We start from the raw sequence: 14216 nt of genomic DNA on the forward strand, positions 1-14216 counted from the left end.
ATGCACACCGCGCTGACCATGCCGGCCAAGGCCTACGCGCGCCGGCGCAAGCAGCTGATGGACATGGCCGGCGGCGACGCGATCGTGATCGTGCCCTCGGCGCACGAGCTGATCCGCAGCCGCGACACCCATTACCCGTTCCGCCAGGACTCGGACCTGAGTTACCTGACCGGTTTCCCCGAGCCCGACTCGGTGCTGGTGCTGGTGCCGGGCCGCAAGCATGGCGAGACCCTGCTGTTCTGCCGCGAGCGCGACGCCGAGCGCGAGGCTTGGGACGGTCCGCGTTACGGACCGGAAAGCGCGGTCGATGCGTTCGGCTTGGACGATGCGTATCCGATCACCGATCTGGACGACATCCTGCCGGGCCTGCTCGAAGGCCGTACTCGGGTGTACTACCACTTCGGCCGCGACACCGACTTCGATCTCAAGCTGATCGGCTGGGTCAACCGGGTGCGCGAGATGGTCCGCCAGGGCGCGCAGCCGCCGCACGAGTTCCTGGTGCTCGGCCATCTGCTCGACGAACTGCGCTTGTTCAAGGACCGCGACGAACTGCGCTTCATGCAGCGCGCCGCCGACATCAGCGTGCTCGCCCACGAAGCGGCGATGCGCGCGGCGCGGCCGGGCATGCGCGAGTACGAACTGCAGGCCGAGGTCGAGGCGGTATTCCGCCGTTTCGATGCCGAGCCCGCCTACGGCAGCATCGTCGGCGCCGGCAGCAATGCCTGCGTGCTGCATTACCGCGCCAACAACGCCGCCTCGCGCGACGGCGATCTGGTCCTGATCGACGCCGGCGCCGAATACCGCGGCTACGCCGCCGACATCACCCGCACCTTCCCGGTCAACGGCCGTTTCAGCCCGGCGCAGCGCGCGCTGCACGATCTGGTCGGCGCCGCCCAGGCCGCGGCCTTGGCGCAGGCGCGGCCGGGGCTGCCGTACGAAGCCGGGCATCTGGCCGCGGTGGAAACCCTGACCGAAGGTTTGCTGCGGTTGGGCCTGCTCAAGGGCAAGCTCGAACGCAACCTCGCCGACGGCAGCTACCGCCGGTTCTATCGGCACAAGACCGGGCACTGGCTCGGCCTGGACGTTCACGACGTCGGCGAATACCGCATCGACGGCGAATCGCGACTGCTCGAACCGGGCATGGTGTTCACCATCGAACCGGGGCTGTACGTGTCCAGCGACGACACTACGGTCGAACCGAAATGGCGCGGCATCGGTATTCGCACCGAGGACGATGTGGTGATCGGCAAGGACGGTTGCGAGGTGTTGACCGACAAGCTGGCGCGCAGCGCGGATGAGATCGAAGCGTTGATGGGGCAGCGGCGGGCGGCTTGAGGCCTTTGCTTCCCCCCCTTTTGCAAAGGGAGGAACCCTTCGTTGCGAGGGTGTGGTGACTGCAGATGCTGGGCCGATGACTTGCGTCAAAGGCGCAGCGGTGCGAATGCACGAAAGGCCTAAGTAAAAACCCAACTCTGCATCTGATTCAAGGCCACTCGCGTCGCTGGCCTACTCAACGTTTTAGCCCCCACTCTCCGGCCCCATCCGCTCCAACACCAACTCCACAAACCGGCTGAGCTTGGGCAACGGTTGCCGATCGCGCGGATACAGCAGATGCACCGGCCGCGGCGGGGGCAACTCGTGTTCGAACAGCGCGACCAGACGGCCCGCGGCGATGTCCTGCGCCAGCAGCACTTCGGGTTGCAGCACGATGCCGCAACCGGCCAGCGCCGCGCGCCGCAAGGCTTCGCCATGGTTGGATGCGAAGCGTCCGCTCACGCGCAGCGGCTCGGCCGAGAGCGAATCGAAACGCCAGCCGGCGTCGCGATTCCACAGCAGATGACTCAGGCAGCTGTGATCGACCAGTTCGCGCGGATCGGTCGGGGTGCCGCGCGTGCGCAGGTACTCGGGCGAGGCGGCGACGATCATGCGGTAGGGTCGCAGCGGCCGCGCCACCAGATGATCGGAATCGGCGAGCGGGCCGATCCGGATCGCCGCATCGAAGGCTTCGGCGATCACGTCGGACATGCGGTCGGACAGCACCAGATCGACCGAGACCTCGGCATGGCGCTGCAGGAATTCGGCCACCACGTCCGCCACCGCGCTGCCGCCCAGCGTGAACGGCGCGGTCACTCGCAAACGCCCGCGCGGCCGGTCGTCGTCGCGCATGCGCTCGGCGACCGATTCGGCGTGGCGGACCTGATCGAGGATGCGCCGGCAATCGTCGACAAACGCGGCGCCGACTTCGGTCAGGTGTTGCTTGCGCGTGTCCCGCTGAAGCAGGCGCGCGCCCAGGTGCTGTTCCAGTTGCTTGATGTGCTTGCCGACCATCACTGCCGACAGGTTTTCGGCCTGGGCCGCGGCGGCGAAACTGCCGGTCTCGGCCACCGCCACGAACACGGCCATGCTGCGCAGCTTGTCCATGGGCTAACCGCCGGTTAGGGGAGCGCGAAATCCTAGCGCATTCACCGTCGACGCCATGGCGCGCAGACTGGCGTCCTGTCTCCCCATCCGGAATGCCTGTCATGAAGATCCTGCTCGTCGGCGCCAGCGGCACCCTCGGCCGCGCCATCGCCGACACCCTCAAGCATCATGAGATCCTCGCCGCCGGCCGCAGCAGCGCCGACTACCCGGTCGACATCACCGACGACGCCAGCGTCGAGGCCCTGTTCGCGCGCACCGGCAAGCTCGACGCGATCGTGTCGGCGGCCGGCGTGCTGCATTTCGGCCCGCTGGAATCGATGAAGCCGTCGGACTTCGCGATCGGCCTCAACGACAAGCTGCTCGGGCAGGTGCGGTTGGCCTTGCTCGGCCAGCATCATCTCAACGACGGCGGCTCGATCACCTTGACCACCGGCATCGTTTCGGAAGAACCGATCAAGGCCGGCGCCAACGCCAGCGCGGTCAATCGCGCGATCGAGGGCTTCGTCCAGGGCGCCGCGTTCGAACTCAAGCGCGGGCTGCGCATCAATGCGGTCAGCCCGAACGTGCTGAGCGAATCGTGGGCGGATTACGGCCCGTTCTTCCCGGGCTTCGAACCGGTTACCGCGGCGCGCGCGGCATTGGGCTATCAGCGCAGCGTCGAAGGCATCCAGAGCGGACTGGTGTTCAAAGTCTGGTGATGGTGTGCGGCGCGCCGATCACAGATGCCGCGGTACCCGCGCCTGCAACAGCGCCACCAATGCTGGCGCCATGTAGTCGTAGTCGTCGGGAATATCCAGGCAGACCACGCGCTTGCCGCGCAGCTGCGGCCGGAACTTGTGTTGCAGTTTGCTGCGCTGGGCTTTTTCCATCACGAAGATCAGCTGCGCCCATTCGACCAATTCGGCGCCGAGCGGTTGCTCGGCGTCGTGATTGAGCCCGGCGGAGGCGACTTCCAGATCGTCGCGGCCGCCGAACACCTGCTCGGCGGTCGGGCTGCGCAGCTTGTTCTGGCTGCAGACGAACAAGATGCGCTGCATGCGCGGCTCAGGCGCTCGCGGCGAATTCGTCGCGGGTCAGGTTGAGCGGCGCGGCGTCGGTGCAGACCACGTCGTCCTCGATGCGGATGCCGCCGAACGGGCGGAATTGGTCGATGCGGTTCCAGTCGACGCTGTCGGCGTGCTCGCCCTTGCGCAAACCCTCCAGCAGCAAATCGACGAAATACAGCCCCGGCTCAATGGTCACCGCCATGCCCGGTTCCAGCACCCGGGTCAGGCGCAGATACGGATGACCGGCGGGCTTGTCGATGCGGCCGCCGCGATCGGACGCGGCGAAACCGGCGACTTCGTGCACCTGCAGGCCGATGCCGTGGCCGATGCCGTGCGGGAAGAACACCCCGCTCACGCCGGTTTCCACCGCCGCTTCCGCGCTGGTCTTGAGCACGCCGAAATCCTTGAGGATGCCGGCCAGGGCCAGATGCGCGCCGAGGTGGATGCGCTTGTAGTCGGTGCCGGCGCGGACCTGATCGCACATGACCAATTGCGCGGCGTCGACCGCATCGATCAGCGCCTGGAACTCGCTGCCGGCGTCGCTGGCGTAGCTGCGGGTGATGTCGCAGGCATAGCCGTGATGGCTGGCGCCGGCATCGATCAGGAAGCTGCGCGACTGCGCCGGCGCCTCGCGATCGAGTTCCATGTAGTGCAGCACCGCGCCGTTCTGGTTCAGGGCGACGATGTTGCCGTACGGCAGTTCGTTGCTGTCCTGGCGCGCGGCGGCGCAGTAGGCCAGGTGGATGTCGAACTCGCTGCGGCCGGCGCGGAACGCGGCTTCGGCGGCGCGGTGCGCGCGCACGCCCTTGCGGGTCGCTTCGCGCATCATCGCCACTTCGTACGGGGTCTTAGACGCGCGGTGGTATTCGAGATAGTCGATCACCGGCTGCGGGTTGTTCGGCGCGAACTCGCCGAGCGTGCTGAGCGGCTCGCCGAGGATGGCGCAGCGCGCCGGGTCCTTGGGCAGATGGGGAAGCGCTTCCTCGGGCGTGCGGATCACGATCACGTCGAAATGCTCGACCCACCAGCCGCTGGGCGCCTGCGGCACGACATGCCAGTAGTCGAAGGGCTGCAGGTAGATCAGCTTGGGCGTCTGCCCGGGCGTGGCGACCAGCCAGCTGCCCGGATTGCGGGTCAGCGGCACCCAGGCCTTGAACTGCGGGTTCGCCGCGTACGGATAGTCGCGGTCGTCGAACACCTGGTAATGCAGGGTGCCGCTGGGGACGACCAGATGATCGAACCCGCCGCGCGCCAGTGCCTGTTCGGTGCGGCGTTGCAGTTCGGCAAAATGCTGCGCGTATAGCTCGGCGATGGCGCGGGAGGCGGACGGATCGGCGGTGCGGGCGGGGGCGGTCATTGCGGGGCTTCGGCTGGGGAAACGCGGCTATTTTGGAGCAAAAATGGCAGAAATGAGTTCAGAGGAGTGAGGAGTGAGTAAAAGCTGCTCCTACTCACTGCTCACTCCTCTGAACTCGTTCCTGCTCCACCGCTTCACTCGTAACTGGCGCTAGGTGAATCCAGCCACTGGGGGACGCCGACTTCGATCGGCAAGGCGCTTGGGAACCGCGGTTATTTTGGAGCGGAAATGGCAGAAATGAGTTCAGAGGAGTGAGGAGTGAGTAAGAGCCGCTCCTACTCACTGCTCACTCCTCTGAACTCGTTCCTGCTCCACCGCTTCACTCGTAACTCGCGCCTGGCGAATCCAGCCACTGGCGCAAATGCTGCATGCCGTCTTCCGGCATGGCGATGAAGCGAAAGCCGGTCCAGGTCTGGCCCGGGACGCTCGCGCGGTCCTGCCACAGCAGGTGGGCGCCGACTTCGATCGGCGAGGCGTGCTGCGGCGCGTCGCGCAGGTTGAAGCGCAGTTGGTACAGCGCGTCGTCGACCAGCGGCGCGCTGGCGATCAGCATCATCCCGGTCTCGGACAGGTTGCCCAGATGGCCGATCACGGTCTCGGTCATGGTGTCGACCACCTGCACCGTCTCGACGATGCGGCGGCGGCGGGTGCGGCGGTATTCCTCGTTCATGCGCCGGCCTCATCGGCTGCCGGCGCGCGACCGCCGCCGAAGCCGCGCAGCACGTCCAGCGCCGCGTGCCAGGCGCGATCGACCAGGCGGCTGCGCTCCTCGACCACGATCCGCACCTGCCCGCGCGCGAGCATCCGCGCCAGGCTGTCGAGCGATTGCTCACCCACGCGCTGGCCGCGCTGATTGACGAACAAGGCGTTGTCGGTAATCGGGCTGAACCACGACAGGCGCCGGCGTACCGCGTCGCCCTGCTGGTTCTGCACGAATTCGAACCAGGTGCCGAACGGCAACGCGCGGATCTGTTCCCAGCAGGCCTGTTCGCGCTCGTCGCGCGGCGACAGCGATGAGCGCGTGGCCGGCGCGTGGCCTTCTTCGCCCAGGCGCACGCGCGAACGCAGCTTCACCGCCAGTTCGGTGCGTGAGGCGGCTTCGTCGGTCAGCGCCGGGCCGATGGTGAGCTGGCGCGAGATCGCGCCGGCATCGTCGGCGTGGTAGCCGACCAGGGTCAGGGCATGTTCGATATCGGCGTCGAGCCCGCACGGCGCGGTCGCGCCGACGCCGGTCAGGTTGGCGGCGACGATCTGTTCGGTGATCGCGAGCTGGCGCCGCCAAGCGTCGGATTCCTCGCCGTGGCGCAGCAGGGTCAGGGTCAACACGTCGGCCCAGGCCTGGCTCAGCAGGGTCTGGACGAAGCGCGGCAGGCGTTGGTCGACGGTGCTGGCTTCGATCGCCTGATTGGCGCGGCGCTTGGCCAGTTCGAGTTTTTCCTTGCCGCGCGCGGCCTCGACGTGGCGCCGCTCGCTGACTTCGGCCTTGCGCGCCATGCCCTGCAGATGCTCCTGCAGGCGCTGGTTGGCGGTGTCGAAGGCGCCGGGCGCGACCTTGTAATGCTCGATCACATGATCGACCGCCTGGCGCAGCGGCTCGTGCAACTGCGGGTCGACTTCCTCGGTCGGGGTCCAGCGCGCGCCGGCCTCGGCGACGGTGTTGAGCAACTGCCGCGCCGGATGCCCGCTGTGTTCGAGCAGCGAGCGGTCCTGCAGCGCCGCGTGCAGCAACGGCGCCTGCAGGCGGTTAAGCAGGGTCGAGATCATCGCGTCGCCGCGCAGGCGTTGTTCGATCTCGCCGTAGAGCAGATCGAGCAGGTCGAACACGTCGCCGTCGTCGCGCGACAGCGCGGTCGGCCGCTCGCCATCCGCGCCGGCGTTGCTGTCGTTGCGTTCGTTGCGCTCATGCGCCGCCAACAGCGACTGGCGCAGCTCGGCGACCTTGCGCAGCGGTTGCGGGCCGCGCGGCAGTTCGTCCTTGAGTTGATTGAGCGCGTCCAGCAGGTCGGCGGTGTTCAGCGCGGTCGCCGGCGCCGACGGCTGCGCGCGCGGGCGCAGCTTGTCGACCAGTTCGCGGCGTTCGCCGAGCCATTGCTGCAGGGTCGCGAAGTCGACCGCGTCGGCGGACGTGGCGGTGGCGGGCTGGCCCGGCCAGGCGGTGTGCGGACGCGGTTGATCGTTCGCGCGAACGGGTCTGGCGGCGGGTTCGTGGGCCGGTCCGGCGTTCACGCCGGTGCGTGGGCCGGCGTTGAGTTCGCCGCCGGCGCCGCGCGTCGGGTCATTGCGGCGTTCGCCGGCGGGATCGCTGGCGGAGGCACGACGCAGCGGTTCGGCCGCGAGCGCGGCCAGGCCATCGGCGGCCGGGTTCTGCGCGCTCGGACGGGTCCGCAGCGGCACGAACGACAGGCTCGGCAGCACGTTCTCGCGCGCCAGCAGGGCGTTCATCGACTCGACCATCGCCGCGTAGCCCAGCATCACCTGCTGGTCGAACACCCGGTACAGGTCCAGCCGCGATTCCAGGCTGATCTGCAGCGGCTGGCAGGCTTCGGCGAAGCTGCGGATCAGCCGTTGCGGACCGACCGGCAGGCGCTCGCTGTCGAACGCGGGCGCGCCGGCGAGCACGCCGAAGCGCTGGCCGAGCAGCAGCAGGCCCAGCCCGGCGCGCGACTCGTGGCGGCTGGCCACCGCGCGCAGCACGGTGTTTTCGTCGACTTCGCTGTCTTCGACCAACCGAAGCTCGCGAAAATGAGGCGCTGAATTAGTCACTGGACGCGCAGCCCCAGCCGCGCCCTCCCTCAACCGAGTAAGCGCCGTCTCCAGCCCAAGCAAATACCGAGGAATCAAATCCGCCCGCCGCAACCGCACCAGCCGCAGCGTCTCCAGATACCCCGACTGCAGACTGGGATTGCGAGCCTGATCGGCCTGACGAAACAACTGCTGCTCGTACTCGGCGAGCATGCGTTCCAGCAGCGGCGCGATCTCGTCGCTGACCAGCGCATACAACTGCTCGAGCAGCCGGCGCACGCGGCGAGGCAAGGCGGCGGTGGCCAAGGTGGCCCGCGGCGAGGCGTCCAGAGGGTCGAACGTGGCGGACATGGGCTTTGGGTACTGACGACCGCGAGATATAACCACGCCTCCCGGGCCACAAGCCAGCCCGAACCGGTGCGGGCGTAGCATGCAGCCGACAGGAGGCGACCATTGGCACAAACGCACTAGCTGTTGCGTAGCGGCCAATATCGAGTGTGTCGCGATTGCGGTGGTGACGCTGTGAGGTGGCGTCCAGGCCGGCCGAGCCACCGAACTGGCGACCCACCGCGCCGGCCGGCACCGCGCGGCGCGATCATTCGGGCAGGAACAGCGCGACCACGTCGTTGGTGAAACGCCGGCCCAACTCGGTCGGCTGAACCCGGTCGCCGTCGCGCTGCAGCCAGCCGGCGGCGTAGCCGGCCTGCAACTGCGGCTCGATCGCCGCGCGCTCCAGCCCGGTGCAGGATTCGAACGAACTCAGCGAAAAGCCCTCGACCAACCGCAGCAGATTGAGCATGTATTCGAACGGCCGCCGCGCCGGCGCGATCCGGTCGTCGCCGCCGATCGCCGCGGCGCTGCCGGCAGCGGCCAGGTACTGGGTCGGGTGCTTGAGCTTCCAGCGCCGCAGGATGTCCTGTTCGGCGCCCAGGGTGATCTTGCCGTGGGCGCCGGCGCCGATCCCGAGGTAATCGCCGTAGCGCCAGTAATTGAGGTTGTGCTGGCAGCGCCGGCCTTCGCGGGCGTAGGCGCTGACTTCGTACTGGATATAGCCGTGTTCGGCCAGCAACGCCTGGCAGTGCTCCTGGATGTCCCAGGTGCCGTCTTCGTCGGGAATGCCCTGCGGGGGGCGCGCGGCGAACACGGTGTTGGGTTCCAGGGTCAGCTGGTAATGCGAGATGTGCGCCGGGTCGAGCGCGAACGCGCGCTGCAGGTCGTGTTCGGCCATGGCCAGGGTCTGACCGGGCAGGGCGTACATCAGGTCGAGATTGAGGTTGTCGAAGCCGGCGTCCTGGGCCAGCTTCACCGCCGCCTCGGCCTCACCGCTGTCGTGGATGCGGCCCAGGCGCTTGAGGCAGCCGTCGTCGAAGCTCTGGATGCCGAAGCTCAGCCGGTTGACCCCGGCCGCCTGGTACAGCTCGAAACGGCCGTGCTCGGCCGTGCCCGGGTTGGTTTCCAGGGTGATCTCGGCCCCAGGCGCGAAGCGCAGGCGCGCGCTGGCGGCCTGCAGGAAGCGGTCGATGAATTCCGGCGGGAACAGGCTTGGGGTGCCGCCGCCGAAGAACACGCTGTGCACGGTCCGGCCCCAGACCAGCGGCAGGTCGTGTTCCAGGTCGGCGATCAGGGCCTCGACGTAGGCGTCGAACGGCAGCGCGCCGCGGCCTTCGTGCGAATTGAAGTCGCAGTACGGGCATTTGCGCACGCACCAGGGCAGGTGGACGTACAGCGACAGCGGCGGAGTGGTCAGGGCAGGAGTCAACAGCGCGGGCCGGGCGCCAGGGCCCGGTATCGGTCGGAGGGGAACCGATAGCTTACCGGTCGGGCGTCGTGCCGTAGCGGCGGGTCGCCAACAGGGCGCGCAGATTGGCGTCCAGTTGCACGTCCGGCCGGGCCTGGACGACCAGATGCATGATCGTCGCCAGCGGCTCGGCGTGGCCGTCGCCGGACATTTCGCCGTCGAACACGGTCACCGTGTCCCAGGCGCGGTGCGGGGCCGGGGCCAGGCGCAGTTCCAGGGTCGAGGTCAGGCGCATGCGCCCGTCCTTGGCCCGGTGCAGCGACATCGCGACCACTTCGCGCGGTTCGAACACCCGGCTGCGGTGGCCGCTGGTGATGTTGGCGCAGCGGATCGTGCCGCCGACCGCCGGGCGGCCGAGCGCGGCGTCCAGGCTCACCCGCTGGACCGCGGCCAGGGCGACCAGCCCGACCAGGCCGGCCAGCAGCCACAGCGCCAGTTCGATCTCGCTGCCGAAGCTGGGGGCGCCGGCGCGCAGGCCGTCCTGGCGGATCCAGATCGCGATCGGCATTGCCAGCAGGTACAGCACCGCCACCGACAGCACGGTATGGCCGCCGGTGCGGAAGGCGCGGCGCTGCGGGGCATCGGCGCGCAGCATCCGGTTCATGCGGTCAGCTCCGCGAGGCGCTCGCGCAGGATCGCCAGCGCGCGGGCGCGATGGCTGACTTTGTTCTTGATCGCATCGTCGATCTCGCCGGCCGACACGTTGTACTGGGTGTCGAAGAACACCGGCTGATAACCGAAGCCGCGCTCGCCCTGACGTTGGTGGGCGATGCGGCCGTGCCACACGCCTTCAGCGATGATCGGACGCGGATCGCCGGCATGGCGCAGCAGCACGATCACCGCATAGAAATGCGCACCGCGCTGCTCGTCCGGGACGTCCTTGAGCGCGGCCAGCAGTTTGTCGATGTTGCCCTGGGCATCGCCGTGGCGGTGATAGCGCGCCGAGTACAGGCCGGGGGCGCCGCCGAGCGCGTCGACGCAGATGCCCGAGTCGTCGGCCAAGGCCGGCAGGCCGGTGACCTGACAGGCATGACGCGCCTTCAGCAACGCGTTCTCGACGAACGTGCTGCCGGTTTCCTCCACGTCCTCGACCCCCAAGTCGGATTGCGCCACCAGGTCGACGCCGGTGTCGCGCAGCAGGTCGCGCAGCTCCACCAGCTTTCCGGCGTTGCTGCTGGCCAGCACTAATCTCATGCCTTCAATTCCAGCAAATCCCAGCGATTACCGTACAGGTCTTCAAAAACGGCGACCGTGCCGTAGGTCTCGACGCGCGGAGATTCCAGGAAGCGCACCCCGCGTTCGAGCATCGCCGCGTGGTCGCGATGGAAGTCGTCGGTGTGCAGAAAGAAGCCGACCCGGCCGCCGGTCTGGTCGCCGACGCGCGCGCGCTGTTCGTCGTTCGCGGCCTGCGCGAGCAGCAGCGCGGTCTGCGCGCCCTGCGCCGGCGCGACCCGCACCCAGCGCTTGCCGCCGCCCTGGTTGATGTCTTCGAGCAGGCTGAAACCCAGGGATTTTGTGTAGTACGCGATGGCCTCGTCGTAATCGGCGACGACCAGGGTGATGCTGCCGATGCTGCGGTTCATGCGTGTCCTCGTGCGGGGGCGTGGTGTGGCGGGCCGCGATTGCCCGGCGGAATCGACCGGCGAAATCGTTCGCCAAAATAGGCCGCGGCGACGGCCTGTCGGCGGCTGGCGACAATGATCGCGGATGCGCGGTGAAGTTCAGCGCGGGCGGCGAAATTTGAGACTTGGTGCGCGGATGTGTTCACGCGCTGTGTGGGACGGCGTCGTGGCGGGCGCGGTGTCCAGTCGGAACTGGAGGCCATCGCACAAGAAACTCGCGATTGGAGCGGGCTGAAGTGTCTTGGCGACAATCACGGCGCGTGTTGCTGTTCGCTGCGGCTACCGCTCAACGCCCGATCGATCCGACGTAGCCGTCAGCACGCGGCCACGAAACATTCGACATGGACAAGATGCGAGGGGGTTTTTTTGCTCGTCATTCCCGCCTTCGCGGGAATGACGGTAGGAGAGAGCGCGGTCACCGGGCATGACGGCAGAAGCGCGCGCGGCCATTGGACAAGCTTCGAACGCCTTTGCTCGTCATTCCCGCGAACGCGGGAATGACAGAAGGAGAGGACGCGTTCACCGGGCAATGACGACGGAGAAGGCGCGGTCACTGGATGAGCCGTCCCGCGCCTAACCAGCAAAAACTCACCCCGCCAACGCCTCACGCTGCTTGAGCACCAACTCGGCGATCCCCGCCTCGGCCAACGCCAGCAAGCCATCGAGTTCCGAGCGCCGAAACGCATGCCCCTCGGCCGTGCCCTGCAGCTCGATGAAGCCGCCGCCATCGTTCATCACGACATTCATGTCGGTATCGCAGTCGCTGTCCTCGGCATAGTCCAGGTCCAGCACCGGCACGCCGCGGTACACGCCGACCGAGACCGCCGCGACCGCGCCGAAGATCGGGTCGCGGGTGATCTCGCGCCGCGCCTGCAGCCAGCGGATCGCGTCGACCAGGGCCACGTAGGCGCCGGTGATCGCCGCGGTGCGGGTGCCGCCGTCGGCCTGCAGCACGTCGCAGTCCAGGGTGATGGTGCGTTCGCCCAGCGCCTTGCGGTCGACGCAGGCGCGCAGGGCGCGGCCGATCAGACGCTGGATTTCCAGGGTCCGCCCGCCCTGCTTGCCGCGCGCGGCCTCGCGGTCGCTGCGGGTGTGGGTGGCGCGCGGCAGCATGCCGTACTCGGCGGTGACCCAGCCCTCGCCCTTGCCGCGCAGGAAACCGGGCACCTTGTTGTCGACGCTGGCGGTGCACAGCACCCGAGTCTGGCCGAAGCTGACCAGCACCGAGCCTTCGGCGTGAGCGGTGTAGCCGCGCTCGATCCGGACCTCGCGCATCTGCTCCGCGGTGCGGCCGCTGGGGCGGACGAGCGGGCCGGCCGGGGCCTGGGCGGGAGCGGCGTTGGGACCGGTCATGAGGCGGATTTACCGTTTGAGGGCCGGCGAGTTTACCATTCGCTCCCTGTAGGCTCGGGATTTCCGAATGATTCGCAGCATGACCGCCTTCGCCAGCGGCGAACGCGTGACACCCTGGGGCACGCTCGGTTGCGAGCTGCGCTCGGTCAACCACCGCTTCCTCGAACTCGGCGTGCGCCTGGCCGACGAGCTGCGCGTGCTGGAACCGGCGCTGCGCGAGCGCGTGGGTTCGCGGATCAGCCGCGGCAAGATCGACCTGAGTTTGCGCCTGCGCGCGCCCGAAGGCGGCGATGCGCTGCAACTCAATCCGACCCGGCTGCGCGAACTGAGCGATCTGGCGATCGACCTGTCGGCGCGCTTCCCGGCGCTGCGCACCGACTTCACCGACCTGCTGCAATTCCCCGGCGTGCTGCAGGCGCCGAGCACCGACCCGGCCGCGTTGCAAGCCGAAGCGCTGAGCCTGCTCGACAGCGTGCTGGACGAATTCGTCGCCTCGCGCGAACGCGAAGGCGGCAAGCTGGCGACGGTGATCGGCGAACGCATCGACGGCATCGCCCGGATCGCCGCCGACGTGCGCGCGATGATGCCGGCGATCCGCACCGGCCAGCGCGCCAAGCTCGAAGCGCGCCTGGCCGACCTGGCCCAGCCGGCCGACAACGGCCGCGTGGAGCAGGAACTGGTGCTGTGGCTGCAGAAGCTCGACGTCGACGAAGAACTCGACCGGCTCGATTCGCACGTGTCCGAAGCGCGGCGCGTGCTCAAGCTGCGCGAAGCGGTCGGCCGCCGCCTGGACTTCCTGCTGCAGGAATTCAATCGCGAAGCCAACACCCTGGGTTCCAAATCGGTCGACGCGCGCAGCTCGGCGGCGGCGGTGGAGCTCAAGGTGCTGATCGATCAGGTGCGCGAGCAGATTCAGAACATCGAGTGAAGCCGGGATTGGGGATTCGGGATTCGGGATTGGCCAAAGCCAGTGCGAATCGCGGATTTCCCGATCTCGTTGCTTTTCGTTTTTACCAATCCCAAATCCCGAATCTCGAATCCCAGCCCAATGCGCGGAACCCTCTACATCGTCGCCGCCCCCTCCGGGGCCGGAAAATCCAGCATCGTCAACGCGGTGCTCGCGCGCGATCCGAACATCCGCCTGTCGATCTCGTTCACCTCGCGCCAGCCGCGTCCGGGCGAGCGTCACGCCGAGCACTACCACTTCGTCAGCGCGCAGGAATTCGAGGCGATGGTCGAGGCCGGCGACTTCTTCGAATACGCCCGCGTCCACGGCGACTGGAAGGGCTCGGCGCGGCAGTCGGTCGAACCGTTCCTGTCGGCCGGCAAGGACGTGCTGCTGGAAATCGACTGGCAGGGCGCGCGCCAGGTGCGCGCCAAGGTGCCCGACGCGGTCAGCGTGTTCATCCTGCCGCCGTCGCGCGATGCGCTGGAGTCGCGCATGCGTTCGCGCGGGCAGGACAGCGAGCAGGTGATCGGCCAGCGCCTGGCCGCCGCGCGCGAGGAAATGTCGCACTACGGCGAATTCGACTACGTCATCGTCAACGAGATCTTCGACACCGCCGTGGACGAGATGTGCGCGATCTTCCTGGCCAGCCGGCTGCGCCGCGAACCGCAGGTCGCGCGGCATTCGCGCCTGATCACGGCGTTGCTGGCGGATTGATCGACGGCCGGGAATTGGGAATGGGGAATCGAGAATCGGATAAGCCGCGTGGCGAGGTCCGACTGTAGGAGCGGCGCAAGCCGCGACCGCGCCAACTGGCCGGTTGCGCCCCCTCGAGGCCGAATCCGCCCTCCAACCGCCGCTCGAACCCACCCGCGCGGTGCCCAGTCCGGCCTTATCTGATTGATTCACAAGGCCCCGACCAGCAAAACCT

The 14216-nt window shown here is 68.1% G+C and carries 14 protein-coding genes; 4 read left to right on the forward strand and 10 right to left on the reverse strand.

The window, feature by feature from the left end:
* Positions 1–1335: an aminopeptidase P N-terminal domain-containing protein gene (locus tag AC3A4T_RS12085; RefSeq protein WP_487675614.1), complete on the forward strand. Its 1335-nt coding sequence runs from the start codon at positions 1–3 to the stop codon at positions 1333–1335.
* Positions 1336–1518: 183 nt separating this feature from the next.
* Here the strand turns inward: AC3A4T_RS12085 and AC3A4T_RS12090 are convergent, their stop codons facing one another.
* The gene (locus AC3A4T_RS12090) at positions 1519–2421 is read right to left on the reverse strand and encodes a LysR family transcriptional regulator (RefSeq protein WP_487675615.1); all 903 of its coding nucleotides are present in this window, start codon (positions 2419–2421) and stop codon (positions 1519–1521) included.
* A 101-nt stretch (positions 2422–2522) separates the two neighbouring features.
* Here AC3A4T_RS12090 and AC3A4T_RS12095 point away from each other — a divergent pair, with 101 nt between their 5' ends.
* Entirely contained in the window at positions 2523–3119 is a 597-nt protein-coding gene (locus AC3A4T_RS12095) for a short chain dehydrogenase (protein ID WP_487675616.1), read from the forward strand.
* Between the two features lie 18 nt (positions 3120–3137).
* Here the strand turns inward: AC3A4T_RS12095 and AC3A4T_RS12100 are convergent, their stop codons facing one another.
* The 9 genes from AC3A4T_RS12100 to rph all read right to left on the reverse strand — a co-directional run bounded on the left by AC3A4T_RS12100 (position 3138) and on the right by rph (position 12339).
* Positions 3138–3458, reverse strand: coding sequence for a low molecular weight protein tyrosine phosphatase family protein (locus AC3A4T_RS12100; protein WP_487675617.1), 321 nt, complete (start codon positions 3456–3458; stop codon positions 3138–3140).
* 7 nt (positions 3459–3465) lie between these two features.
* Entirely contained in the window at positions 3466–4824 is a 1359-nt protein-coding gene (gene pepQ, locus AC3A4T_RS12105) for a Xaa-Pro dipeptidase (RefSeq protein WP_487675618.1), read from the reverse strand.
* A gap of 319 nt (positions 4825–5143) precedes the next feature.
* A complete protein-coding gene (locus tag AC3A4T_RS12110; protein ID WP_046655526.1) occupies positions 5144–5494 on the reverse strand; it encodes a PilZ domain-containing protein in 351 nt (116 codons plus the stop codon).
* Positions 5491–7917: a DUF1631 family protein gene (locus tag AC3A4T_RS12115; RefSeq protein WP_487675619.1), complete on the reverse strand. Its 2427-nt coding sequence runs from the start codon at positions 7915–7917 to the stop codon at positions 5491–5493. The genes AC3A4T_RS12110 and AC3A4T_RS12115 overlap by 4 nt, the downstream gene beginning before the upstream one ends.
* A gap of 244 nt (positions 7918–8161) precedes the next feature.
* Positions 8162–9325, reverse strand: a complete 1164-nt coding sequence (gene hemW / locus AC3A4T_RS12120; protein ID WP_487675620.1) for a radical SAM family heme chaperone HemW — start codon at positions 9323–9325, stop codon at positions 8162–8164.
* Positions 9326–9377: 52 nt separating this feature from the next.
* Positions 9378–9968, reverse strand: coding sequence for a hypothetical protein (locus AC3A4T_RS12125; RefSeq protein WP_487675621.1), 591 nt, complete (start codon positions 9966–9968; stop codon positions 9378–9380).
* A complete protein-coding gene (gene rdgB, locus AC3A4T_RS12130) occupies positions 9965–10558 on the reverse strand; it encodes an RdgB/HAM1 family non-canonical purine NTP pyrophosphatase (RefSeq protein WP_487675622.1) in 594 nt (197 codons plus the stop codon). Before rdgB ends, AC3A4T_RS12125 begins: the two co-directional genes overlap by 4 nt.
* Positions 10555–10947, reverse strand: coding sequence for a VOC family protein (locus AC3A4T_RS12135; protein ID WP_487675623.1), 393 nt, complete (start codon positions 10945–10947; stop codon positions 10555–10557). The genes rdgB and AC3A4T_RS12135 overlap by 4 nt, the downstream gene beginning before the upstream one ends.
* A 627-nt stretch (positions 10948–11574) precedes the next feature.
* Positions 11575–12339, reverse strand: a complete 765-nt coding sequence (rph, locus tag AC3A4T_RS12140; protein ID WP_046655534.1) for a ribonuclease PH — start codon at positions 12337–12339, stop codon at positions 11575–11577.
* Between the two features lie 67 nt (positions 12340–12406).
* Here rph and AC3A4T_RS12145 point away from each other — a divergent pair, with 67 nt between their 5' ends.
* Positions 12407–13267, forward strand: coding sequence for a YicC/YloC family endoribonuclease (locus AC3A4T_RS12145; RefSeq protein ID WP_487675624.1), 861 nt, complete (start codon positions 12407–12409; stop codon positions 13265–13267).
* Between the two features lie 120 nt (positions 13268–13387).
* Positions 13388–14002: a guanylate kinase gene (gene gmk / locus AC3A4T_RS12150; protein ID WP_036108758.1), complete on the forward strand. Its 615-nt coding sequence runs from the start codon at positions 13388–13390 to the stop codon at positions 14000–14002.
* The last annotated feature ends 214 nt before the right edge of the window (positions 14003–14216 follow it).

It is taken from the genome of Lysobacter sp. Soil_N_51 (assembly GCF_057655755.1).

Coding starts and splice junctions, on each gene's coding strand:
- AC3A4T_RS12085 (WP_487675614.1), top strand. CDS start 1: ATGCACACCGCGCTGACCATGCCGGCCAAGGCCTACGCGCGCCGGCGC.
- AC3A4T_RS12090 (WP_487675615.1), bottom strand. CDS start 2,421: ATGGACAAGCTGCGCAGCATGGCCGTGTTCGTGGCGGTGGCCGAGACC.
- AC3A4T_RS12095 (WP_487675616.1), top strand. CDS start 2,523: ATGAAGATCCTGCTCGTCGGCGCCAGCGGCACCCTCGGCCGCGCCATC.
- AC3A4T_RS12100 (WP_487675617.1), bottom strand. CDS start 3,458: ATGCAGCGCATCTTGTTCGTCTGCAGCCAGAACAAGCTGCGCAGCCCG.
- pepQ (WP_487675618.1), bottom strand. CDS start 4,824: ATGACCGCCCCCGCCCGCACCGCCGATCCGTCCGCCTCCCGCGCCATC.
- AC3A4T_RS12110 (WP_046655526.1), bottom strand. CDS start 5,494: ATGAACGAGGAATACCGCCGCACCCGCCGCCGCCGCATCGTCGAGACG.
- AC3A4T_RS12115 (WP_487675619.1), bottom strand. CDS start 7,917: ATGTCCGCCACGTTCGACCCTCTGGACGCCTCGCCGCGGGCCACCTTG.
- AC3A4T_RS12125 (WP_487675621.1), bottom strand. CDS start 9,968: ATGAACCGGATGCTGCGCGCCGATGCCCCGCAGCGCCGCGCCTTCCGC.
- rdgB (WP_487675622.1), bottom strand. CDS start 10,558: ATGAGATTAGTGCTGGCCAGCAGCAACGCCGGAAAGCTGGTGGAGCTG.
- AC3A4T_RS12135 (WP_487675623.1), bottom strand. CDS start 10,947: ATGAACCGCAGCATCGGCAGCATCACCCTGGTCGTCGCCGATTACGAC.
- rph (WP_046655534.1), bottom strand. CDS start 12,339: ATGACCGGTCCCAACGCCGCTCCCGCCCAGGCCCCGGCCGGCCCGCTC.
- AC3A4T_RS12145 (WP_487675624.1), top strand. CDS start 12,407: ATGATTCGCAGCATGACCGCCTTCGCCAGCGGCGAACGCGTGACACCC.
- gmk (WP_036108758.1), top strand. CDS start 13,388: ATGCGCGGAACCCTCTACATCGTCGCCGCCCCCTCCGGGGCCGGAAAA.